The following is a 22,935-nucleotide window of genomic DNA, read 5'->3' as shown; positions in this document are numbered from 1 at the left end:
AATCACTACCAGACTAAGTCATCTGGTATTTCATACTCTGCATACCAATCATCGTCTGCGTTGTTTTGTTTTTCTTCAGCGACTTCTGTCGCTTGGTAAATAACGGACTCTGGCATACGCTCTTTGATTTTATCAGCTACGGGTGTCGGCACCAATTCATAGCTATCTTGTTCATAACTGACAACAGACAACCGACCTTGCGTCACTAAGCGATGCGTTTTGCCATCAACATACATCCGCTTCACTAACTTATTGTCTGTGAAATTAAGGACAATATCACCGCGCTTTCTTTCTTGCGCGTTGGCCTTGATGAGGTCTATCACTTGCGCGGCAATTTCTTTTTCCAATCGCTCTTGGCGCTGCTTTTCACTGAGCAAGCGGTCTTTTTCACGCTTTGCTGCCAGCGCTTGCGCAGCGGCAACTTTCGCCTCGTTCTCAACTTCAACATTGTTGCGTTGTTTGGCTTTTACTTGCTTGTGCTTTTCTTGCTTTATTTTCTTCGCTTTTTTCTTATCTGCCAAGCCCGCTTTTAGGAGTTGATCTTGTAGTGATAATGCCATGACATTACCTCCTATTTTTTCGCTTTCTTACGTTTATCATCAGCTACCCACTTACCATCTTGGTACCACGCAGACCAACCTGTTGCTTTGCCTTTCTTATCTTCCGACATCACATATTGTTGCTTAGTTTTGCGACTATATCGAACAATTGTTGGGTTCTTATCTGGATCGGCTTTTGGCGCATCCGCTAAATAATAAAACTTCGGTGAAATTCTATCTCGGAAACGAGCCAATTCTTCGACTAATGGTGCTCTCGTTTCTCTTGATTTTGGGAATGTATGTGCAGCAAGGAAGATACCTGAAGCACCATCTCTTAAAACAAAATGTGCATCCGATTTTTCACACTCTAATTCGGGTAAGAACACAGGATCTTCTTTCGGTGGCGCTGCTTCACCGTTCCGCAATAATTTACGTGTATTTTTACACTCTTCATTGGTGCAGCCAAAATATTTACCGAAGCGGCCATTCTTCAATTCCATATTACTTTGACACTTATCGCACTCAATAATAGGGCCGTCGTAGCCTTTAATTTTAAAGGTACCCGACTCAACAAAAGCGCCCTCACAACCAGGTGTGTTACCGCAAACGTGTAACTTACGTCCCTCATCCACCAGATAGCTATCCATGGCTGTGCCACAGAGGTCACAACGACGTTTAGAACGCAGTGCTTCGGTTTCTAATTCTTCCTCGTCATCCACCTTCACGACTTCTTCGCCAGGCGTTAAGTTCATGGTGTTTGTGCATTTCTCTTTTGGTGGCAAGTTATAACCAGAACAACCTAAAAACACCCCGGTACTGGCAGTTCTAATATTCATCTCACGACCGCATTTACCACACTCGATGCCAGCTGGAACAGCTTGATTAAGCTTCATACCGCCTTCATCAACCGGTTTTTCAGCTTGTTCTAATTGCTCAGAAAACTCTGAGTAGAAATTATCTAATACATTTTTCCACTTTTTCTCACCATGGGCGATATCATCTAAGCGCTGCTCCATTTTGGCAGTGAAATCAAAACTGACTAATTCGGAGAAATTTTCGACGAGTCTATCGTTGACAATCTCCCCCATTTTTTCCGCATAGAAACGTTTATTGTCAAGTTTTACGTAGCCGCGATCTTGGATCGTAGAAATGATACTGGCGTAAGTAGATGGACGACCGATACCACGTTTTTCAAGTTCTTTAACCAGAGATGCTTCATTAAATCTAGCGACGGGTTTGGTAAAGTGCTGTTTGGGATCGAGAGCCTTCAGGTCTAACTTATCGCCTTGTTTCACATCCGGCAGCATCAACTCGTTATCGCCCTTACGTTTGATTTGAGGTTGTACAGCAGTCCATCCATCAAATAACAGGACTCTGCCCTTCGCCGTTAATTCATAATTATTCGCCTCGACACGGATCGTCGTTGCATCATATTTTGCAGCCGTCATTTGACAAGCAACGAACTGACGCCAGATCAACTCATAGAGTCTCTGAGCGTCTCTTTCCATTTCTTTGAGTGAGTCTGCCTTTATAGCAACGTTCGACGGCCTGATGGCCTCGTGGGCCTCTTGTGCGCCATCCTTGCTTCCATAAGCAAGTGGATTTGGTGGTAAATACTTATCACCGAATTGTTTTTGAATGAGTTGTCGACATGCTTCTACTGCATCTTTACTTAGGTTTGTAGAATCTGTACGCATGTAGGTGATGTGCCCAGCTTCATACAAACGCTGCGCCATGGTCATCGTCTTCTTTACCCCAAATCCTAGGCGAGTACTCGCCGCTTGTTGCAGCGTCGAGGTAATAAAGGGTGCAGATGGGCGGCTTTGCGTCGGTTTAGATTCGCGGCTACTGACGACAAACTCAGCACTTTCCAGTTCAGCAACGGCCGTACTGGCTTGTTTTTCATTAACCGGTTTAAAAGCACTACCTTTATGCTTAGCAACCAACATTTGTAGCTTGTCTTTTTTTGCCGTATCTAAATCGGCATGAATGTCCCAAAACTCTTCAGGTACGAAGGCTTTAATTTCACGCTCACGCTCAACCACTAATCGAACGGCAACGGACTGAACTCTACCTGCTGATAAACCTCTAGCGACCTTTTTCCATAATAAAGGTGACACCATAAAGCCAACAACGCGGTCTAGGAAACGCCTTGCCTGTTGTGCATTGACTCGATTGATATTGACTTCGCCGGGATCAGAGAAGGCATCCTGAATTGCAGATTTAGTAATTTCATTAAACACGACTCGTTGATAGGTTTTATTCTTAGTACCAAGCAACTCTTGTAAGTGCCATGCAATCGCTTCTCCCTCTCTATCCAAATCGGTTGCGAGATAGATAGTGTCAGCGTCTTTAGCTAACTTTTTGAGTTCTGCGACAACTTTCTCTTTGCCTTGCAGAATCTGATAATGCGCTTTCCAGTCTTGTTTTGGATTCACACCCATGCGATCTACTAACTTGCGATATTCAAAATCTTTGAGGTAATCCGCTTTCTTCTTGTCTGAATAATCTTTCAATTCTTTTGCTGGTTTTTTAGGCTCAACTTGCCCTAAAGCTTTAGTTGGTAGATCACGCACGTGCCCAACACTCGATTTTACAATAAAATCTTTACCTAAATATTTATTTATTGTTTTCGCTTTGGCCGGTGACTCTACTATGACTAGTGATTTACCCATTTATGGAAAGAACCTTATTATTTACATACATTTACGTTGAAACTGAGACAAGACTGTATTATCTAGTTAATGTTTTTCTTTTTTTACATATATCTACAAAGTGAATAGAAAACAAGTTGTTCCACATACTTATATTTCAAATAAAACAAAACTCATTGTTTTTTATGACTTTTTCTTAATTTTAAATTGGCAGCCTAAATTTAATGCGTATAATTCCTCTGCAGATAGCGAAATAATCTACGACACTATAGCAACACTTTACGCAAGTTCAGTCATCGACAAAGACGTAAAGTGATTCAATTGGAGAAGTTACCATGCATCAGTTCGAAGCTAATTTTGACGGCTTAGTCGGACCCACACACAATTACGCAGGCTTATCTTTCGGCAATGTTGCTTCGAAAAGCAATGCGAATGCAACAAGCCATCCTAAACAAGCGGCATTGCAAGGTTTACAAAAAATGAAAGCCTTGTCAGATATGGGCATGGTACAAGGTGTATTAGCGCCACAAGAGCGTCCTGATGTGTATGCCCTCAGAAGACTTGGCTTTACTGGCAATGACGCGACTGTCATGCAGCAGGCATACAAACTAGCCCCTCATATATTTCTCGCTTGCTGCTCAGCTTCTAGCATGTGGACTGCTAATGCGGCAACGGTATCACCGAGTGGTGATACCGCTGATGGTAAAATTCATTTCACCCCGGCTAATTTAACCAATAAGTACCATCGTTCTCTCGAACCAGAAGTTACAGGCAGGATTTTACAAGCTACGTTTGCTGATCCTGAGCACTTTGTTCACCACCTTCATTTACCTGAAAACGAACATTTTGGCGATGAGGGTGCTGCCAACCATACTCGTTTTTGCCATGATTATGGAGGAAAAGGCGTCGAATTATTTGTCTTTGGTCGCTACGCTTTTGACGATTCAAAACCTGCACCACGCAAATTCCCAGCTAGGCACACATTCGAAGCTTGTGAAGCTGTCGCGCGCTTACATGGGCTTTCTGAAGATACGGTAGTGTACGCTCAACAAAACCCAGCCGTGATTGATTCAGGCGTGTTTCACAACGATGTTATCGCCGTTGGTAACCAGAATGTGTTATTTTTCCATGAAAAAGCCTTTTTAGACACGACTAAAATGAAAAAAGAAATTCTCTCAAAATTAGGGTTTGACGATTTTCATTTTATTCAAGTCGATGAATCCGACGTGAGTGTAGAAGAGGCGGTCAAAACCTATTTATTTAATACACAGTTGATTCGCCTGCCAAATGGAAACATGGCAATTGTGGCCCCTAAAGAGTGTGAAAATAGCGAAAGTGTATCGCGCTACCTTAGCAAACTCATCACTCAAAATACGCCGATTAAAGAAGTGCATTATTTTGACGTAAAACAAAGCATGCAAAATGGAGGTGGTCCCGCCTGCTTGCGTTTAAGGGTTGCACTAACGGAACAAGAAAAGAATAAAGTGAATCCACATACTTTGATCACTGAACATAGCTATAACGCTCTTTGTGCTTGGGTGAATAAACATTACAGAGATGAGTTACACGTAGCTGATTTAGTTGACCCTCAACTCCTTATTGAGTCTCGTACTGCCCTTGATGAGCTTACTCAACTTCTCAACTTAGGCAGTGTTTATCCTTTTCAACGCTAAGCCCTTTCATTAAACTAAAAATAAAAAACCCCTCTTATTGAGGGGTTTCTTGTGTGCATTCCTAACTAGTTAGGATCCGAACAATCAAACGCACTACCAAATGGATTCGCTGGTGGAGCCTTATTCTCATCATTGATATCGTTGGCTTCAATAGGTAATGTCAGTGTTTGACTGTCTCTTGCCTCACTACCGGAGCTTTGACCGAATACCGCTATTTCAACTTCAGCCCATAGCGCGAATTGTCTGGGGTATCTGAGTTCTAAGGTCGCTTGCCCTGAAGCATTAGTACGACTAATACCATCTTGAAAACTAATTGTACCGATAATTCCCGGTGTTAATTCACCATCTCCATTGACATCCTCACCGGCATCGAGGCGACCGTTATTGTTAATGTCTTCGTTGTCACAAGTCGCAGTAATGAATCTAACCCAACGGTCAGAATCAGCATCATATTGATAAAAACCCTTCTGATATGTGCCACCGCTGCTAAATTTCACTGGCGTAGATGACGCAGTTAACTCGGCATTTTCAACTGGGCGTCCAACAGAATCGCTTACAAATACAGCAAACTCTTTTAGATACGTTGAGGAATCTGGAGATTCAATCTCTGCGCCAGTACCAATTGAAATATCAAAGGCTCTGTCACCGACCGTTAAATCAACTGAGCTGGATACCCCATCAGCTGAAGCAGTCACAGTGACACCGTCTTCAGCACTGACTGCATTTGAGGTATAAACAGTAGAGGCGATACCGTCGCTCCCTGTAGTTGCACTGTTTGGAGAGATGCTACCACCACTAGAGTCTAACAAAGAGAAGTCGACCACTTTTCCTTTTACTAAATTGCCACTTGGGTCTCTTACGACTGCCGTAATGGTACTTGTTTCGCCCTCAGGTCCGATTAAATCAGGCGTCGCATCAACAAAAATACTTTGCACTTGTGAAGCAATAAATTCAACATTAGCTCTGGCTGTTACTTGATTTCCATTGTTGTCAGTCCCAATCGCTGAAATTGACGCAGGGCCTGCAAACGCTGAAGATATTGAGAATGTCGCGATACCAGCATTGTTGGTTACTATATTTGGTGTAGCGATGTCACCACGAGAGGTCGTTACTACTACATCACCGCCCACAAACGCAGCGTTATCTTTAAACCAACGCACCGAAATATCTTGCGCTGTGTTCAAGGGAATATCATCACTTGGTAATGACGAGAAGGTGAAATCATCTTGCTGAACGGTCACTTCAAAGGAACCTTCTGCATTTAAAGCAGAGGCTGTAATGGTACTTACACCTGATACATTGGCCGTAAAGTTCACTAACACCTGACCATTTGCACCCGTCAAAGGTGAGTTGTTATCTAAACTACCTGAAGATACTGATAATTGGACCGTTTGGCCAGAAATGCCATTACCTTCAGAATCAATTAAATTCACTGTTAGTGGGACTGAATCGTTAATAATAGCAGACGATGCACCGTTTACTCTCACTTCCGTACCAACAACTTCCAAAGTCAAATCATCAGTTAATGATGCTGTGCTAGCTGACACGTTTATGGTGCGATTCATTTGATTATTTGCTGTCGTTAAGGTTGCTGTAACAATACCGGAAGCGTTACTTACGCCGTTATCATCTACGCTTAACGACGCGCCATTGTCTGCCGAGAAAGAAACATCAACACCTTCTAACAGGACATTTTGCTCATTTTTTACAACCGCTGTAAGAATGACTGAGTCAGAACCACTCGATTCCATTTGCACCTGACTAGAAAACAGCTCCAACGTAGCAGGCACTACTTGTGTTTGTTGAGTACCGGTTGATGAAAAGCCAACGTTAGCAGATGTGGTATTCGATCCAATCTCGATTGAGCCAGTGACTAAGGCATCGCCTCTCAATTGCCCTACTTCCAAACCGATTTGAGCAACACCATCGGCGTTAGTTAACGCTGTTGAAGAGTCATTATCGAAGTTAGCTAAACCAGTGGAGCTCATGGTAAAAGTCACTAGAATATCATTTACAGCCGCACCGCCTGTTGCGGTTACCGTCGCTGTAACTACTAGTGGATTACCTTCGCTCACTTCATTAGTTGCTGTGCCATCAGCATCAGCAATAGTTAATGTCACCGCGTAAGACACGTCTGGAGATTGATCTGGGTCATCCGGAGTGTTGCCACTGCCATCTCTGGTCAGCTCATCACCACCCCCACATGCTGCAAGCATAATGGTGGATGCCAAGACTAAAAAGAATTTCATAAACGCCTTCATTTAAATACCCTACTGAGTTGTCGCTAACAAATTAGCTTTTTGAACAGCTTACCTAATCAATAAATGGTTTAGCTTTGAGGCTAGAATTGGTAATCTTTACGTATACGGACGAATAACGAAAACAACAAGGTCTATATATGCAAAATTCCAACGCTAAACTCAGTCTAACCTCTAGAATCTTTATCGGCATGATTGCCGGAATCCTGATTGGGTTTACACTGCAACTTGGTAACTATCTTAACGGAGATCTTGATTTTCAGGTATTCTCAATCACGTTTTCTACGTATGGATTTTTCGTAGAAGGTATATTTCACGCCGGAGGTAAGATCTTTATCAACGCGCTGAAAATGCTCGTGGTCCCTTTAGTCTTCGTGTCTTTGGTGTGTGGCACAAGCAGTTTGTCTGACCCTTCCAAACTGGGTAAGTTAGGGGGCAAGTCGATAGCATTGTATATGTTCACGACATTTGTTGCCGTGACTTTCGCCATGACATCCGCCTTACTATTTAAACCGGGAGCTGGTTTTCAGGCGCCAAGTGATACACCAGAGTATGTAGTCAAGGAAGCCCCCTCTTTAGTTCAGGTAATTATAGACATGGTGCCAAGCAATCCGATCTCCTCTATGGCAGAAGGTCAAATGATACCTATCATCGTGTTTGCTATTCTCTTTGGTATTTCCATGTCTTACGCTGGCGAGGCAGGTAAACGTCTTTCAGGTTTCTTTAATGACCTTAACGAAGTCATCATGAAGATAGTGACTATTGTGATGAATTTTGCACCATATGGCGTGTTTTGTTTAATTGCCAAACTAAGTGCAACAATAGAATGGGAAGACATTTTTGCTATAGGTGCATATTTCTTTAATGTGTTAATTATTTTAATTTTGCATGCCATTATTGTTTACCCTCTTCTATTAAAACTGACAACAGGTCTCAATCCACTTATCTTGTTATCTAAACTAAAGGAAGTCGCCGCTTTTGCTTTCAGTTCAGCAAGCAGCAGTGCGACACTTCCACTAACAATTGCAACTGCAAGGCAGAAACTTGGTGTGAGCCGTTCAGTGTCTTCATTTACCTTACCTCTCGGCGCTACCATCAATATGGATGGAACCGCTATAATGCAAGGTATCGCAACAGTATTTATCGCTCAGGCTTATCAAGTCGACTTATCTACTGTTGATCTATTGATGGTCGTATTAACTGCAACCCTTGCATCTGTTGGAGCCGCGGGTGTACCAGGTGTAGGTTTGATACTGCTTGCTGTTGTATTACAACAAGTGAACTTGCCGGTTGAAGGGATAGCGTTAATTATTGGTATTGACAGATTACTCGATATGACACGCACGGTCGTTAATGTCACTGGTGATAGCACCATAGCAACCATCGTTGCTAAAACCGAAGGTGAATTAGATGAAGATATCTATCACGATAGAGCACTTGCGAAGCAAAAAAGTGTCGTTGAATAGCCCAAATCGACTAAAAGCATAATGATACATAAAGGCCTCTTCAGCAATGAACAGGCCTTTCTTGTATACACCACAAACTTACGCTAGAGAAGTAGCTGGATCAACATTAGCGGCCTTGTGAGCCGGATACAACGTTGCTAGTACACATAAGACAATCGCTAAGAAATAAGTGGCAATAACATCAACAAGCTGCAAATCGGAAGGAATAAAGTTAATAAAATAAACGCCGTCGCCCAGCAAGCTAAAGTTAAATAGGGTTTCAATAAATCCGCTAATCTCTACTAAATAAATAGCTGACAGTACACCGAGTATAGTCCCAACTGTGGCGCCATATAAGCCATTGATAAGACCTTTTATAACGAATACTTGACGTAAGAGCTTATTTTCCGCCCCCATACTTTTCAAAATAGCGATTTCTTTGGTTTTTTCTTTTACTGACATTACTAGCGACGATACGATATTAAAACAAGCCACGCAGATCACGAGAATTAGAGTGATGTAAACAACGGTGCGAACCAACTGAATATCTTGATACAAGTGACCGTTAGTTAAGGTCCAGTCGGACATATAAACGACTTGTTTGAAATCGTAACCATATTCTCTAATAAGCTGACGTCCCAAGAAAGGATCGCTGAGTTGAAATTCGATATGACTTGCCCCACTTTCTATCTTTAAAGCAGACGAAAGCGTTTGCTTATCCATGATGCCAACAAAATCATCGACTTCACCGCCTAAAGATATTTCGCCCAAAAACTCTAGCCAAATCGCTTTTGGTGCTTGAAATGATAGATCGGCGCTAGCACTTGGCAACAATAACTGCACTTTATCACCGGGCACGATAGAAAGCGTCTCCACGATGCCAGAACCAAGGTATATCCCTGTTGATTGGGTTGCAAATACCTCAGGGGCCAATGCAAATGCCGGTTTATTCTTTATATAGTCTGCATCTACACCTTGTATTTCAACAGACTTCATTTTGGCGCCTTTTTGTAGCAAACCAGAAGCTTTGGTGTAAGAAAACACAGCGCGTACTCGGGGATCATTCTGGGCTTTATTAATTGTTTCTTGGTCTAAGTATACACCCTGTTCTGACGCCGCAATAAATTCAGCATGAGGAATATATGACAAGAGTGTATTTCGCAATTCTTTTTCGAAGCCGTTCATTACTGAAAGGAGCAAAATAAGAACGAAACAGCCTAAACCAATACCAATGGTTGAAGATGCTGACACGAAGGAAATAAAGCCACTCTGTTGTTTGCTTTGACGAAAACGATTAGCAATAGTGAGCGCGAGAAACAAAACTAGCGTCCTTTTTGATCTGGAAGTAATTTACCTTTGACCAGACGAAGTGTGCGGTCCATTTTTCTTGCTAAGCGCTCGTCATGTGTGACTAATAAAAATGCTGTGGCGAACTCTTTATTGATATCTTCTATCAGGGCATAGATAGACTCTGTATTTTTATCGTCAAGGTTACCCGTTGGCTCATCTGCGAAAATCATTTTAGGTTGGTTGACCAAAGCTCGAGCTATCGCTACTCGCTGCCTTTCTCCACCAGAAAGTTGATTAGGTTTGTGCTCGACACGATTCTCCAAACCAACTCTTGCAAGCAGTTCAGTAGCGTGTTTAAGCGATTGCTTTTTGTTGTCACCTTTTATAAACAATGGCATTGCCACGTTTTCGGCTGCAGTGAATTCAGGAAGCAGGTGATGAAATTGATAAACGAAGCCAAGTTCGCTGTTTCTAAATCTGGCTTGTTGCTTTTTTGACTTAGCAAAAAGTGCTTGGTTTTGATAGAAGACTTCACCCGAGTCTGGTTGGTCTAGTGTGCCTAAAATATGTAGTAAGGTACTTTTACCAGAACCTGAGGCGCCTAAAATGGCTACTTTTTCACCAGGGGATATGGAAAAATCAACGTCTCTTAAAATTTGGAGATCTTGGTTTGCGTCGGAATAATGCTTATTTATTTTTTCACAACGAAATAATGAGTCTGTCATTTAAATTAAAAATTGGCTGTATGTAATCAACTGAATATGGATAGTTTACAGGCTTGCGCGCTAGGAACAACAAAATATGAGGAAAAGATGTTTGAAGTATTGTCTTTGCAATAAATGGCGGAGTGGACGGGACTCGAACCCGCGACCCCCGGCGTGACAGGCCGGTATTCTAACCAACTGAACTACCACTCCGCAGTGGTATGTGCTTTTGCTTGTTTAATATGAGATGACAAATGGCGGAGTGGACGGGACTCGAACCCGCGACCCCCGGCGTGACAGGCCGGTATTCTAACCAACTGAACTACCACTCCGCTGAAGATGTCATCTTGTTTGTTAAATGGCGGAGTGGACGGGACTCGAACCCGCGACCCCCGGCGTGACAGGCCGGTATTCTAACCAACTGAACTACCACTCCGCTTTAACAAGCAAAATCAATGAGTTACATTTTTCCGAAGAAGCCTGTCCCTGCATTGCGGCGCAGATAATACGGTTTCAGTCTTATTGAGTCAACAGCTTTTTTAAAAACATTGTTTTCTTGCGCGAATTTTAGGCAAAGCGGTGACCTTCTATTCACTTTCTTTTTTCCCCGATGTCGCTTCTTCGGTTTTTGCTGACTTCTTAGGAATAATGTTTTTTATTTTACTCAACAAAGACAATGCACTTTCTTGCAATCTCATCAAAATATTATCGTCGGGATTGTTCCGCTTATTGATAATTAAAAATAGGCTTAGACCACCAAAAATAAGAATACACAAGTTAATCGCAATCACTACTGTAAACGTGTCAGCAGCAGACCACTCAGGTTCAATCGGTTCAGCAAATGGTTGCAAGTCCAGTGAGGGGCTCGCACCCTCTATCTCAGCCTCAGGAACAGGCTCTGGTTCAGGCGGTGGAGGTGCTTTCGTAACAAATGTATGTTCTGGCACATCAATAATCACATCGCGCCCATTCACCGTTTCGGCAAACGTGGTGATATTAATCCTGTAAATCCCGAAGCTATCGTTTAGCACCTTCACCTTTCGTGCCTCACTACTCAGTTCAGTTAACGAAATATTATCTGTTTCGCCATTGGGGCGCTTTATTTTTCCATCGACTAAGAGCGAATCTAGCTTAATATGCTCGGGGTCAACATCAATGAGGATGACATGTTCCCCCTCATTCGTTTCGTCGATAATTGTCTCGATTCGAATAGGATTTTTATGCAATATTACTGTTTCGTTGATTTGCTCTCTTGTGTACATTGGGGTTCGAATACTAAAAGTAGGACGCCACTCACCACTTGGGATACTGAGATTGAATTGTCCAGTAAATACCCCGTCGGCCGCTACTTCGTCAAAACCTTCACCGTTATCTTGGAAGCGCGCAATGGTGCGAGAACCTAAGCCAAAATTTTCATAATTGGGATTATTATTACTGACAAAGTCGATGCTCAAACTGACAACATCTCTAAACGGAGAGAAATCGACTTGTTTTCCTGCGTTTCTTAGTACTGCGGTTTGCTTAATGATTTCGCCTGAGTAAATATTTGGTGGTATCGGCTTAGCATCTAAGACGATATCTGCGATTACCATAATTTTACTGCCATCGAGCACTTGGCCAACTGCTTGCCAAGGGCCAGGCATTGGCTTTTTAATCGAAATCATGTCGTAGGTTTCGGTTTCATACCAACGCAACATATTGTCGTCGTCGTCATCCTCCAAGAACACTTTGGAGCCGTCCGGTCGCACTAGCACAATAGGCGAAGAACCTGGCTCTCTAAAGAACACCATTGTGACTTCATCGACATCGTTATCAATACGGAAGCGGTTGCCGAGCAGTTGAATGCTATTTTGAAATTCGTTGCCCAATTCAATAATCGCTGGGCCACTTCTTTCTTTCTCTTCTTCGACCTGCTCTTTATTCTGCAAGAGCATATCAAGATCAGGCGATCGTTCGTCTTGCGCGAATGCACCAACGACACAAAACAAAACCATATACATACTTGCAATGGTTTTAGTGACCAGCTTGGATTGAGTGGAGCGTGGCCTAGTCAGCTGAAACGTCGCGCCATACCACTGTTGAAGATTTTTTTTCAATTTTATCTAAATATGCCTCATGATTACTTAGTTCATCGGCAGATGCTTTCACAACCTTTAAGGAACCTGACACATTAACTTTGCGAGGCGCATTTTTCTTTTGAGGATCGCTGCCTTCAGATTCATGAGCCCAACTCATGGCCGTTTGTCCGCCCGTCATCCATAAATAAACTTCGGCAAGAATTTCGGAATCCAGCAGAGCGCCATGATAAGTACGATGAGCATTATCAACACCATAGACTTTGCATAAAGCGTCAAGGTTATTTTTTTGACCCGGACGTTGTTGTCTAGCTAGAGCTAATGTATCTAAAACCGTGCACACTTCACTCGTTTGCGAAATGGAGCATCGATTGATTTGAAATTCATTGTCCATATGGCCAATATCAAAGGGCGCATTATGTATGACTAATTCCGCACCTTTGATAAATTCGATAAATGCTGGTGCTATTTCCTTAAAGCTTGGTTTGTCTTTCAGAAACTCATTGGTTATTCCATGCACCGCAATCGCTTCTTCTTCTACTTCCCGCATTGGATTAATATACTGATGATAGGTGTTGCCAGTCAGCTTTCGATTAATCATCTCAACACAACCGATTTCAATAATACGGTGACCTTCTTTTGGGTCTATACCGGTTGTTTCTGTATCTAACACTATTTGACGCATTTTTTCTTCTTCTATTTTTAAGTTGCGGGTAAAAACGTACAGCAAAGGTGAACAGACCCTAGTATACTTCGCAGCAGTTCACGCAGACAATGATAAATAAGACTTAATATGAAAAAACTGAAAATTTACACAGATGGCTCTTGTCTGGGTAATCCGGGTCCGGGTGGATATGGTGCCCTCTTGATCTTTAATGAACACAAAAAGCGCTTATCCAAGGGTTACAAATTAACCACAAATAATCGGATGGAGTTACTTGCGCCTGTGGCAGCTCTCAATAGTTTGAAAGAAAAATGTCAGGTTGATTTATATACGGATAGTCAGTACGTCAAGAATGGTATTAACCAATGGATTCATAATTGGAAAAAGAATGGATGGCGTACCAAGGATAAAAAACCAGTAAAGAATGCTGATTTATGGCAGCAACTTGAAGAAGCGGTTTCAAAGCACGATGTAGACTGGCATTGGGTTAAAGGTCACTCTGGTCAGCCTGAAAACGAAGAAGTCGATGATTTGGCGCGCGAAGCAGCGAGCGGCAACGCATTACATACAGACGAAGAATATGAGCAAAGCCAATCATGAGTACTATTATTTTAAAAGAAGGGCGCGAGAAATCGATGTTGCGCCGTCACCCTTGGATATTTGAGGGCGCTATTCAGGAAACTCAAGGCCGTTTAAAGATAGGTGATACTGCAGACGTGCTAGCGAGCGATGGCACGTGGTTAGCAAAAGCAGCCTTCTCCCCTCACTCTCAAATTCGCGCCCGAGTATGGTCGTTCACGAAGTCAGAAGCCATTGATAACGTATTTTTTAAACGAAAAATAGAGCAAGCCATAGAACGCAAGCGTTCTATACTAGAAAAACATCAAACCAACGCATATCGTCTCATCGCAGCTGAAGCGGATGGTTTACCAGGTATTACTATTGATGTCTACGACAATGTCGTAGTTTTACAATTACTTAGCGCTGGCGCTGAGAAACACAGAAACAAAATTGTTTGGGCATTAGAAACGCTTTTCCCTGAGGCGATTATTCACGAGCGCAGCGACGTTGATGTCAGAAAAAAAGAAGGTCTTGAACCTCTCATCCAAACGCTCAAAGGTGAACTGCCAAAGACAGTCACTATTGAAGAAAATGGCATAAAGATAATTGTCGATTTAATAAATGGCCATAAAACTGGCTTTTACTTAGATCAACGAGAGAACCGTCGAATTGCTGGAACTTACTGCAAAGACAAGAGTGTCCTTAACTGCTTCAGTTTCACTGGGACATTCGGACTGTATGCCTTAGCCGCAGGTGCTACGGATGTGATCAACGTAGACGCTTCTGAATCAGCATTGGAAATGAGCAAACAAAACCTGTTAGTGAATGACTTGCCTTTAGAAAAGGTAGCGCATTTGAAGCGAGACGTGTTTGAACTCCTCAGGGAGTATAAAGATCAAGGGAAACGCTTTGATGTTATCATTTTGGACCCACCGAAATTTGTCGATGGCAAGCATAACTTAAACAAGGCATCGCGCGGTTACAAAGACATCAATAGATTAGCGCTGTCTTTATTGAATAAAAATGGGGTACTTCTAACCTTTAGTTGCTCTGGCTTGATGTCTCAAGACTTGTTTCAAAAGATTGTGGCAGATGCTGCTTTAGATGCACAAACAGACGTATTCTTTACCCAACGTTTATCGCAGAGTGAAGACCATCCTGTGAGCGGTAATTTTCCGGAAGGGTACTATCTAAAAGGCTTAGTTTGTTCTGTATAGTAAACATCGTGGGCTGCTAGATTATGCAGCGCATCCCTACTTCATCTCACTTATTTCAACACCAACCAAACAGGCATTTTCACCCTCGGCTTGACAGCGAAGTACTTTCGCCTTTGCACTCAATGAAGGAATTTGGTCGCTATTTGACTCAATGGAAACCTCTAGTAGTGTACCAATCTCCATTGATGCCTGCTCTATTTCCAAAGACATGCCTGTGGCACTGATATCTTTACAAATAGCGGGAATTGTCCTTTGTGCCGGGTCGTCTAGCATTGCTAGCTCACAAGGTGAATTTACCATCATTCTATAGAAATTGCGTTTGTCGTCGTAGCCTAACATTTCATACTCCGGACTTTATTATTGTTTGCAACTCAACAATCAGAACTTGCATCGTGTAGTACCTTTATATTGTGCCTCGGAATATAAGTCAACAAAGAGACTAAAATTCAGCCAATTTATTGGTAATACGCTTCAACGATATTGGCATACTTGTCCCCAATTGTTGTGCAAATAAAGACACCTTAAACTCCTCTAGCATCCACTCAACTTCGTTCAACTGATTTGTCGCTAGTCCTTGCTTCTTGTATTTACTCAGCACTTCTTGATATTTGCTATCCGCTTTCTCAACCTCTAGTTGATTCAATCGGTCGCGATTAGGGTCAACTTTCAATTTATCCATACGCTGTTGCAAGGCAGTGACGTAACGGTTCCAATCATCTAAACGGTGTATACCGAAATCAAACACAAAACCGCGATAAACCAAGCGGGATAATTGCGCTTTTATCGCACCAATACTATTTAGCATATTCAAAGGAATATTCCCCTTACACTGCTTCTGTATTTGATGAGCAACCGTCAGGCCTTTTTCAATTTTGGTAGCGATTTCCAATGCGGTATCATTAATATGTTCCCGCACTATTTCACACACTGCTTGAAAGCTTTGTTTATCTCTGATTTGTTGTTTTGTTTTAACTTCAAATTCACGCACCAGTTGGTCGATTGCAGCCATGATAATATCGTCGATTAAGATTGAAATCTGCCCAAATGGGTTGAAATACAAACTGAGCTTGGCTTTATTAGGCAGCTTTTGCTGCAAAAATTTTAAGGGTGAAGGTACAGTATTTTTTATCAATTGATACACACCTAAACGATGCTGCTCACGTGCCGTATTTATGTCGTCCAATAAAACGATATCGACCTTATTGTTTCGCTGAACAAGGGCTGGATAAGCTTTGATCTGATAGCCGGCATGTTTTTGCTCAAAAGATTCTGGCAGTGAATTAAAATCCCATTCTAATAGACCTTGTCTTTCTAAATCTGGCGTTGCAACAGATTCAAGCGTTTGCTTCACTTTCCCCTTTAATAGACCTTGTAGAGTCCTTAAACACTTTCCTTGCTTTTGTACCTTGCCATTTTCATCCACAATGGAAAAATTCATTCGTAAATGATTAGGCAAAACCAGTTCTTCAAAATCTTCTTCCGTTAACATCACACCCGTCATTTTTCGTAATTTACGGCTGACGGCTTCAATCAGCTTAACAGGCCCGCCATTATCATCGGTGGGCTGAATATCAGCTAAGCATGCCTCTGCGAAATTAGGCGCCGGTACAAAATTACGTCTCAGTCGCTTCGGTAGCGCCTTGATTAATGCAACGATCAATTCATGTCGGAAACCCGGTACTAGCCAATCAAAACCAACATCTTTCACTTGGTTTAAGAGCGGTAAAGGAATATTCACGTTTACCCCATCATTATCAGCATTCGGTTCAAATACATAACTTAAGGGTAGTCGGATATTGCCTTGTCTCCATTCATCCGGATAGTCTCTATCATGGATATCAGAAGCATCCTTTTTAAGCAAAGCATCAATATCGACGTCTAATAAAGTCGGTGATTTATGTGCTTCTTTCTGCCACCATTTTTTAAATGTGACATCATTGCAAACCTCGTTAGGTATTTTATCTTGATAAAATAAACAGAGATCTTCTTCGTCTATGAGTAGATCACGTCGCCTTGATTTGTGCTCTAAGGTTTCGACTTCAGCAATCAGGGCTTGATTCTTTTTCAGGAAGGCATAACTCAGTCGTGTGTCGCCATTAACCAAAGCTTCGCGGATGAAAATTTCACGACACAAGGCTGGATCTTCATTTGAGTAATTCTGTAAACGCCTAGAAACTATCGGTAAACCAAATAAATTGATGGTTAAATACGCCATCACCGCACCCTTATTTTTGCTCCAATGCGGTTCTGCAAATTGTTTATTGACCAAATGAACAGATATAGGCTCCAACCAACGAGGGTCGACTTTCGCTACATTCCTTGCGAACAATTTAGAGGTTTCAACCAGTTCCGCAGACATGATCCATTTGGGACTGCTTTTACTTAAGCCTGACCCCGGAAAAATCATGAAGCGCGTATTTCTTGGGCCTAAATACTCTCTGTTTTTATCTTTCATCCCGACTTGAGATAATAAGCCAGTTGCAATACTGGTGTGTATAGATTCGTAGTTAGCTTCGCTACTATTCAGTCTATAACCTACTTCGACTAGGGATTTTTTCATCTGACTGACAATGTCTTGCCATTCTCGCATACGAAGATAGTGCACAAAGTGCTGCTTGCACCATTTACGTAACTGCCCATTACTCAATGCTTTCTGCTGTTCAGCGAAGGCTGTCCATAAGTTTAGTAGAGAAATAAAATCTGAATCTGCATCCGCAAAGTCTTTATGCTTTTCATCTGCAGCTTGCTTTTTATCTTGAGGACGTTCACGAGGGTCTTGCACACTCAGCCCCGCGGTAATTATCATGACTTCCTTGGCACAATCTCGCTCAGCAGCAGCGATTACCATTTTGGCATAGCGTGGGTCAACCGGTAGTCGAGCAATTTTCCGACCTAAACTGGTTAATTTGACCTTGCCATGCTGACGCTGGATAGCAAGAACTTCTTCTAACAACTTCATGCCATCATTAATATTCTTATCGTCAGGCGGTTGCACAAACGGGAATTGACTCACATCTCCCAAGCCCAAGGCCAACATTTGGAGGATGACGGAAGAGAGATGAGTTCTAATGATTTCCGGGTCTGTAAACTCTGGTCGAGAAAGGAAGTCTTGTTCACTGTAAAGTCGAATACAAATACCATCCGATACACGCCCACAACGCCCTGCTCGCTGATTTGCAGATGCCTGCGAAATAGCCTCAATGGGTAAACGCTGTACCTTGCTGCGATGACTATAACGAGACATTCTAGCCAAGCCAGGATCAATCACATATTTAATACCTGGAACCGTCAGCGAGGTTTCAGCAACGTTCGTTGCTAAAACAATCCGGCGTCCCGAGTGAGACTGAAAAATACGGTTTTGTTCCGCCGCAGATAAACGCGCATACAAGGGCACAATTTCCGTATTTCGATAATGCTGTTTAGACAATAAGTCTCGTGTGTCTCGAATATCCCTTTCACCGCTTAGAAAAATCAGAATATCACCGGGTTTTTCCCGCATGAGTTCATCGACAGCATGCACTATCGCAGAACTTTGGTCGGTATCGGCCTCTTCCTCACTCCCTCCTGAGCTTGGGTCGTGATAACGAATCTCGACGGGGTAAGTTCGCCCGCTAACTTGAATGATTGGCGCATCGTCAAAATGTTTGGAGAAGCGCTCAGGGTCTATTGTCGCCGAGGTGATGATTAATTTTAAGTCTTTTCGTTTAGGTAAAAGTTGCTTGAAGTACCCCAATAAGAAATCGATATTTAAACTACGTTCATGAGCTTCATCGATGATGATCGTGTCATATTGATTCAGGTAGCGATCTTGTTGGATTTCTGCCAGCAAGATTCCGTCAGTCATCAGTTTAATATGGCTATTGTCACCCACGTTGTCGCTAAATCGGACCTTGAAGCCAACCGCTTGACCTAATTCACTTTCTAATTCTTCAGCAATACGAGACGCAACGCTTCTTGCCGCCAAGCGTCGGGGTTGTGTATGCCCAATAAAACCAGCAACGCCTCGGCCAAGTTCTAGGCACATTTTTGGAATTTGGGTGGTTTTCCCCGACCCCGTTTCACCAGCAATAATGACCACTTGATGCTTAGATATAGCCTCTTTAATGTCGTCACGTTTGTCTGCTACGGGCAAGTCAGGATAATCAATCGAAGGCACACTTTCAGCACGAGACTGCCTCGCTAGCTGAGACTCATCGATGCTGTGCAAGAGTGCCTCAAAAGAGGCGAGTTTCGTATCGCTATCAGCTAAGCGACTTAGCTTTTGATACTGCTTTGAAAGTCGAAAGCGATCCTTTAGAAGGCAGCGTTCTAAGGCGTCATTAATTTTAAACTGCATTTATTATTTTTCTGAACCGTATATTCCGATAGTAACCTTGCCTGACGTGTCGATACTGGCGCGGTACATCCCTTCGGTATTGAAAGGCATGCTTATATTACCCTGATTATCCATTGCGATCACCCCGCCAGTCCCACCTGCCTCGGCCAAAACTTGATTGACGACTTCATTTGCTGCGACCTCTATGGTCTTATCTTGATATTTTACTCTCGCGCAAATATCTGCAGCCACGTTAAAACGGATGAAATATTCGCCATGCCCCGTTCCAGAGACCGCGCAACTGTCATTATCTGCATACGTGCCAGCGCCGATAATAGGTGAATCACCTATTCTCCCAAAGCGCTTTGCTGTCATGCCGCCAGTAGACGTTCCAGCAACTAAATTGCCGTGTAAATCTAATACAACAACACCGACTGTACCGAACTTATAGTCTGCATTTTCAGGGTTCGCAAAAAAAGCCTGCTCATTGGCCTGTATTTTTGCTTTTGCACTATCTAACGCTTTTTTGCGACGCTCAGTATTAAATACTGAATTGTCGACTTTTTCTAAACCGTACTTAAATGCAAAATCCTCTGCCCCACCCCCAGTAAGCATGACATGCACAGACTCAGTCATGACTAGATTCGCAGCAGCTATTGGGCTTTTGATATGCTTCACACTCGCTACCGCGCCTGCCTGTTTAGTCCTACCATGCATGATTGAGGCATCTAGTTCATGCTCTTCGTCATAGGTATAGACGGCACCAACACCCGCGTTAAATAAAGGAGAATCTTCCATAATTTGTATCGCCGTAATGACCGCAACTGAACCGTCTTCTCCGGCTTGTAGAGCACGGTACCCAGCGCGCAAAGCTTGCTCCAAAATAGCGCGGTATGCTTTCTCTTGCTCAGCGTTTAAATTGGCCTTAGAAATCGTGCCAGCACCACCGTGCAGCGCAATAGCCACCTTAGCATTGGGGTTTAATGAGCTTGTAGTAGATTCAGTTTCAAACGCATTTGAAACAAAACTTATTGATAGCATAAGTGCGCACACAAACTGCGTGCGCAGTCTCAAAAGATTGGTTACTTGCATGTTGGATATCCTATTTTTTATGTCCATTAACATTGCCAGTAACAGTAAGCTATTAGCTTGTGCCTTGTCTAGGTTTTGTCAGCAGAACCCGCAGACGCTCACGTTGACAAAAATAGACAAGACATAGGTAACAAAATCTATTTATCTCCTCGCAGCAATTGCTTGCCACTTGTTTAGTTCTAATTGCGGCGCGACCGACGACATCACTTGGTGCTTGAACGCATCGTATGAGTCAAATTCAAATCCACTACTTCCAATCAGCTCATTGTAGATCAAGCGCAGTTTTCTCACGGAAAAGAAGGGTAAAATTGCACTATCGATTTCAGTTCCCATTGACGATATTCCCTCATCCGCATAACCCTGTTTATAGTCAGCTTCCATTTTTATTACTTCACGCATAATCGCTTCCTAATTAAAAATGACTGTCGCATATTAGCGCCACAATAACGTCTAGGCTTAGTCAAAAAAGGAATAGAAACTGACAATTATTGAGCAAAAAGTGATTGGAAAAAAAGAAACACTGTATTTTCAATTCATCGCGAAATGCGCCTGAAAAATGACGCTACGTGTTAGAGCAAAAAAGTCTGAATAAACGAAATCATCATTAAAAACAAAATAACAAACAAAAACATCAAGATACAAATACAACTTACTTTTCAGATACTTACAATAAATTTAACTACTAAACCCATAAAAAACATCAACTTTTACCAACGCGTGTTTAAAAAGGTTTGTGCTTAGAAATCCCACGATATTTACGTAAGTACAATGCCCAATTAGCCTTGTATAAATGAGCGTCACAGGAAAATATCTTGAGGTCAGGTTCAATGTAGACTTAAGCATGCTAAAGTAAACGCTACGTTGTGTCAGTCGCATTACTTTATTGCGCTCAAATTAGCAGGGATCCATGCCAAGCTCAGAATTAAAAGAACAATTTAAATCCTTCTTAGTTGAACTGAATGATAAAGACGAATTGCCAACTACCACAGATTATGACGGCCCAACCTTACTTTGGCACGATTATGAAAGTTGGGGCGTGAATCCAAAGTATGACTTTCCTTGCCAGTTTGCATCCATCAGAACTGATGTAGATTTGAATATTTTAGAAAAACCAAACAGTTTTTTTTGTCAGATACCTAATGATTACATTCCTAACCCAATGGCATGTTTGGTTACCGGCATCACACCACAGCAAAGCCTCAGAGATGGCTATTCTGAGGCGCAGTTTGCTAAGAAAATTCATTCGGTAATGAGTAAAAATGACACTTGTGTTGTTGGCTATAACAGTATTCGTTACGACGATGAAGTAACGCGCAACCTGCTATATCGAAATTTTTATGACCCCTACGAACGCGAGTGGAAAAACGGAAATAGTCGTTGGGATGTCATTGATTTGATGCGGGCCTGTTACGCACTAAGACCGGAGGGGATTGAATGGCCTATTAATGAAAAACAACTACCTTCTTTCCGCTTAGAGGAGTTGACTGCGGCAAATGGTATTCTTCATGAGTCGGCACATGATGCGGTATCTGACGTGAAAGCGACAATTGCAATGGCAAAACTGATAAAAGAGAAGCAACCTAAATTGTTCTCGTTCTATTTTAGCCTACGTAATAAAAATACGGTCCTTCAACATATAGACTTAGAGGCCAATAAGCCTTTTCTGCATATTAGCGGTATGATTTCTTCAGAAAGAGGATGTTGCTCTTGGTTTTATCCTGTTGCTCAACACCCAACGAACAAGAATGCCATTATCTGTATCGACCTAGCAGAAGATATTTCCTCACTGTTAAGCTTAGATGCTGATACTATTAGCCAATATTTATACACCCGCAGTGACGAATTACCAGAGGGTATTTCGCGTCCTCCCTTAAAATTGATTCATATAAACAAATGTCCGTTTGTTGCGCCAGCTAAAACACTCAGCCCAGAACATGCGCAAAGACTCAATATTGATCGTGAATTCTGCTTACAACAACTTCAATCTTTGCAACAAATGTCGGATTTACAATCTAAAGTGACACAAGTGTATACACAAGAGAATACAAACAAACAAAACCTTGATGTTGACGGCAGCATATACGCTAGAGGTTTTCCTTCACATGCCGATAAAGAATGGATGATGGAAGTACGTCATAGCGAGCCAGAACAACTTGCTGTATGGCAGAACAAAGCCCCTAATGACGATTATCAAGCGCAACTTTTTCGCTATAGAGGTAGAAACTTCCCATCAAGTTTTGATCAGCAAGAGTTAGAAACTTGGCAGTCACATAGGAAACAACGCTTTATAGAGCAAGGTAAACAGACTTGCTTGTCGTTGAGTGAATGTCAGCAAGAAATAGCGATGCTGACAGAGAAATATGCTGATGATCAGAAAAAAATGACGATACTCAATTCCCTAACTCGGTTTTTGGAAGAATTGTAATTTAACGAAATTACTGATAAAAC

At 42.3% G+C, this 22,935-nt stretch carries 16 protein-coding genes and 3 tRNA genes; 5 read left to right on the top strand and 14 right to left on the bottom strand.

What is annotated here, in order from left to right; translation table 11 throughout:
• Window positions 1-5 precede the first annotated feature (5 nt).
• On the bottom strand, window positions 6-560 hold the full coding sequence (locus tag RM544_RS02270; RefSeq protein ID WP_311360156.1) for a DUF2058 domain-containing protein: 555 nt from the start codon (window positions 558-560) through the stop codon (window positions 6-8).
• A gap of 11 nt (window positions 561-571) precedes the next feature.
• On the bottom strand, window positions 572-3,214 hold the full coding sequence (topA, locus tag RM544_RS02265; protein WP_311360155.1) for a type I DNA topoisomerase: 2,643 nt from the start codon (window positions 3,212-3,214) through the stop codon (window positions 572-574).
• 314 nt (window positions 3,215-3,528) lie between these two features.
• Here topA and astB point away from each other — a divergent pair, with 314 nt between their 5' ends.
• A complete protein-coding gene (astB, locus tag RM544_RS02260; RefSeq protein WP_311360154.1) occupies window positions 3,529-4,866 on the top strand; it encodes an N-succinylarginine dihydrolase in 1,338 nt (445 codons plus the stop codon).
• A 65-nt stretch (window positions 4,867-4,931) separates the two neighbouring features.
• Here the strand turns inward: astB and RM544_RS02255 are convergent, their stop codons facing one another.
• On the bottom strand, window positions 4,932-7,115 hold the full coding sequence (locus tag RM544_RS02255) for an Ig-like domain-containing protein (RefSeq protein ID WP_311360153.1): 2,184 nt from the start codon (window positions 7,113-7,115) through the stop codon (window positions 4,932-4,934).
• A gap of 149 nt (window positions 7,116-7,264) precedes the next feature.
• On the opposite strand from RM544_RS02255, the gene RM544_RS02250 reads away from it, so the two are divergent.
• Window positions 7,265-8,590, top strand: a complete 1,326-nt coding sequence (locus RM544_RS02250) for a dicarboxylate/amino acid:cation symporter (RefSeq protein ID WP_311360152.1) — start codon at window positions 7,265-7,267, stop codon at window positions 8,588-8,590.
• Between the two features lie 78 nt (window positions 8,591-8,668).
• Here the strand turns inward: RM544_RS02250 and RM544_RS02245 are convergent, their stop codons facing one another.
• The 7 genes from RM544_RS02245 to dnaQ all read right to left on the bottom strand — a co-directional run bounded on the left by RM544_RS02245 (window position 8,669) and on the right by dnaQ (window position 13,323).
• Window positions 8,669-9,889, bottom strand: a complete 1,221-nt coding sequence (locus tag RM544_RS02245) for an FtsX-like permease family protein (protein ID WP_311360151.1) — start codon at window positions 9,887-9,889, stop codon at window positions 8,669-8,671.
• A 2-nt stretch (window positions 9,890-9,891) separates the two neighbouring features.
• On the bottom strand, window positions 9,892-10,584 hold the full coding sequence (gene lolD, locus RM544_RS02240; RefSeq protein WP_311360150.1) for a lipoprotein-releasing ABC transporter ATP-binding protein LolD: 693 nt from the start codon (window positions 10,582-10,584) through the stop codon (window positions 9,892-9,894).
• A gap of 115 nt (window positions 10,585-10,699) precedes the next feature.
• A tRNA-Asp gene (locus RM544_RS02235) sits at window positions 10,700-10,776 on the bottom strand.
• Window positions 10,777-10,818: 42 nt separating this feature from the next.
• Window positions 10,819-10,895: transfer RNA gene (locus RM544_RS02230), tRNA-Asp, on the bottom strand.
• A 27-nt stretch (window positions 10,896-10,922) separates the two neighbouring features.
• Window positions 10,923-10,999 (bottom strand) — tRNA-Asp (locus RM544_RS02225).
• 151 nt (window positions 11,000-11,150) lie between these two features.
• Window positions 11,151-12,659, bottom strand: coding sequence for a TIGR03503 family protein (locus RM544_RS02220; RefSeq protein WP_311360149.1), 1,509 nt, complete (start codon window positions 12,657-12,659; stop codon window positions 11,151-11,153).
• Entirely contained in the window at window positions 12,610-13,323 is a 714-nt protein-coding gene (gene dnaQ / locus RM544_RS02215) for a DNA polymerase III subunit epsilon (protein ID WP_311360148.1), read from the bottom strand. The genes RM544_RS02220 and dnaQ overlap by 50 nt, the downstream gene beginning before the upstream one ends.
• Before the next feature lie 108 nt (window positions 13,324-13,431).
• Between dnaQ and rnhA the strand changes: the two genes are divergently transcribed.
• Window positions 13,432-13,902, top strand: coding sequence for a ribonuclease HI (rnhA, locus tag RM544_RS02210; protein ID WP_311360147.1), 471 nt, complete (start codon window positions 13,432-13,434; stop codon window positions 13,900-13,902).
• Complete coding sequence (locus tag RM544_RS02205; RefSeq protein ID WP_409220040.1) at window positions 13,896-15,080, top strand: class I SAM-dependent rRNA methyltransferase; 1,185 nt, start codon at window positions 13,896-13,898, stop codon at window positions 15,078-15,080. The genes rnhA and RM544_RS02205 overlap by 7 nt, the downstream gene beginning before the upstream one ends.
• 36 nt (window positions 15,081-15,116) lie before the next feature.
• Here RM544_RS02205 and RM544_RS02200 read toward each other — a convergent pair whose 3' ends face one another.
• The 4 genes from RM544_RS02200 to RM544_RS02185 form a co-directional block, all read right to left on the bottom strand.
• Window positions 15,117-15,419 (bottom strand): PilZ domain-containing protein, encoded by a 303-nt coding sequence (locus tag RM544_RS02200; protein WP_311360145.1) that lies wholly within the window; start codon window positions 15,417-15,419, stop codon window positions 15,117-15,119.
• A gap of 100 nt (window positions 15,420-15,519) precedes the next feature.
• Window positions 15,520-19,416 carry an ATP-dependent RNA helicase HrpA gene (gene hrpA / locus RM544_RS02195; protein WP_311360144.1) on the bottom strand — a complete coding sequence of 1,299 codons (3,897 nt, stop codon included), beginning with the start codon at window positions 19,414-19,416 and terminating at the stop codon, window positions 15,520-15,522.
• Window positions 19,417-19,419: 3 nt separating this feature from the next.
• The gene (locus tag RM544_RS02190) at window positions 19,420-20,487 is read right to left on the bottom strand and encodes an isoaspartyl peptidase/L-asparaginase family protein (protein WP_311360143.1); all 1,068 of its coding nucleotides are present in this window, start codon (window positions 20,485-20,487) and stop codon (window positions 19,420-19,422) included.
• Between the two features lie 141 nt (window positions 20,488-20,628).
• Window positions 20,629-20,886, bottom strand: a complete 258-nt coding sequence (locus RM544_RS02185; RefSeq protein WP_311360142.1) for a hypothetical protein — start codon at window positions 20,884-20,886, stop codon at window positions 20,629-20,631.
• A gap of 508 nt (window positions 20,887-21,394) precedes the next feature.
• Here RM544_RS02185 and sbcB point away from each other — a divergent pair.
• The gene (sbcB, locus tag RM544_RS02180) at window positions 21,395-22,912 is read left to right on the top strand and encodes an exodeoxyribonuclease I (RefSeq protein WP_311360141.1); all 1,518 of its coding nucleotides are present in this window, start codon (window positions 21,395-21,397) and stop codon (window positions 22,910-22,912) included.
• The last annotated feature ends 23 nt before the right edge of the window (window positions 22,913-22,935 follow it).

Origin of the sequence: Brumicola blandensis (assembly GCF_031846165.1) — a bacterium.
GTDB classification, from domain to species: Bacteria; Pseudomonadota; Gammaproteobacteria; order Enterobacterales; family Alteromonadaceae; genus Glaciecola; species Glaciecola blandensis.
Note: the sequence above shows the minus strand (reverse complement) of the source record. Positions and strands in the feature narration are given on the sequence as shown.

Coding starts and splice junctions, on each gene's coding strand:
- RM544_RS02270 (WP_311360156.1), bottom strand. CDS start 560: ATGGCATTATCACTACAAGATCAACTCCTAAAAGCGGGCTTGGCAGAT.
- topA (WP_311360155.1), bottom strand. CDS start 3,214: ATGGGTAAATCACTAGTCATAGTAGAGTCACCGGCCAAAGCGAAAACA.
- lolD (WP_311360150.1), bottom strand. CDS start 10,584: ATGACAGACTCATTATTTCGTTGTGAAAAAATAAATAAGCATTATTCC.
- sbcB (WP_311360141.1), top strand. CDS start 21,395: ATGCCAAGCTCAGAATTAAAAGAACAATTTAAATCCTTCTTAGTTGAA.
- RM544_RS02190 (WP_311360143.1), bottom strand. CDS start 20,487: ATGCAAGTAACCAATCTTTTGAGACTGCGCACGCAGTTTGTGTGCGCA.
- dnaQ (WP_311360148.1), bottom strand. CDS start 13,323: ATGCGTCAAATAGTGTTAGATACAGAAACAACCGGTATAGACCCAAAA.
- RM544_RS02250 (WP_311360152.1), top strand. CDS start 7,265: ATGCAAAATTCCAACGCTAAACTCAGTCTAACCTCTAGAATCTTTATC.
- rnhA (WP_311360147.1), top strand. CDS start 13,432: ATGAAAAAACTGAAAATTTACACAGATGGCTCTTGTCTGGGTAATCCG.
- astB (WP_311360154.1), top strand. CDS start 3,529: ATGCATCAGTTCGAAGCTAATTTTGACGGCTTAGTCGGACCCACACAC.
- RM544_RS02200 (WP_311360145.1), bottom strand. CDS start 15,419: ATGTTAGGCTACGACGACAAACGCAATTTCTATAGAATGATGGTAAAT.
- hrpA (WP_311360144.1), bottom strand. CDS start 19,416: ATGCAGTTTAAAATTAATGACGCCTTAGAACGCTGCCTTCTAAAGGAT.
- RM544_RS02185 (WP_311360142.1), bottom strand. CDS start 20,886: ATGCGTGAAGTAATAAAAATGGAAGCTGACTATAAACAGGGTTATGCG.
- RM544_RS02255 (WP_311360153.1), bottom strand. CDS start 7,115: ATGAAATTCTTTTTAGTCTTGGCATCCACCATTATGCTTGCAGCATGT.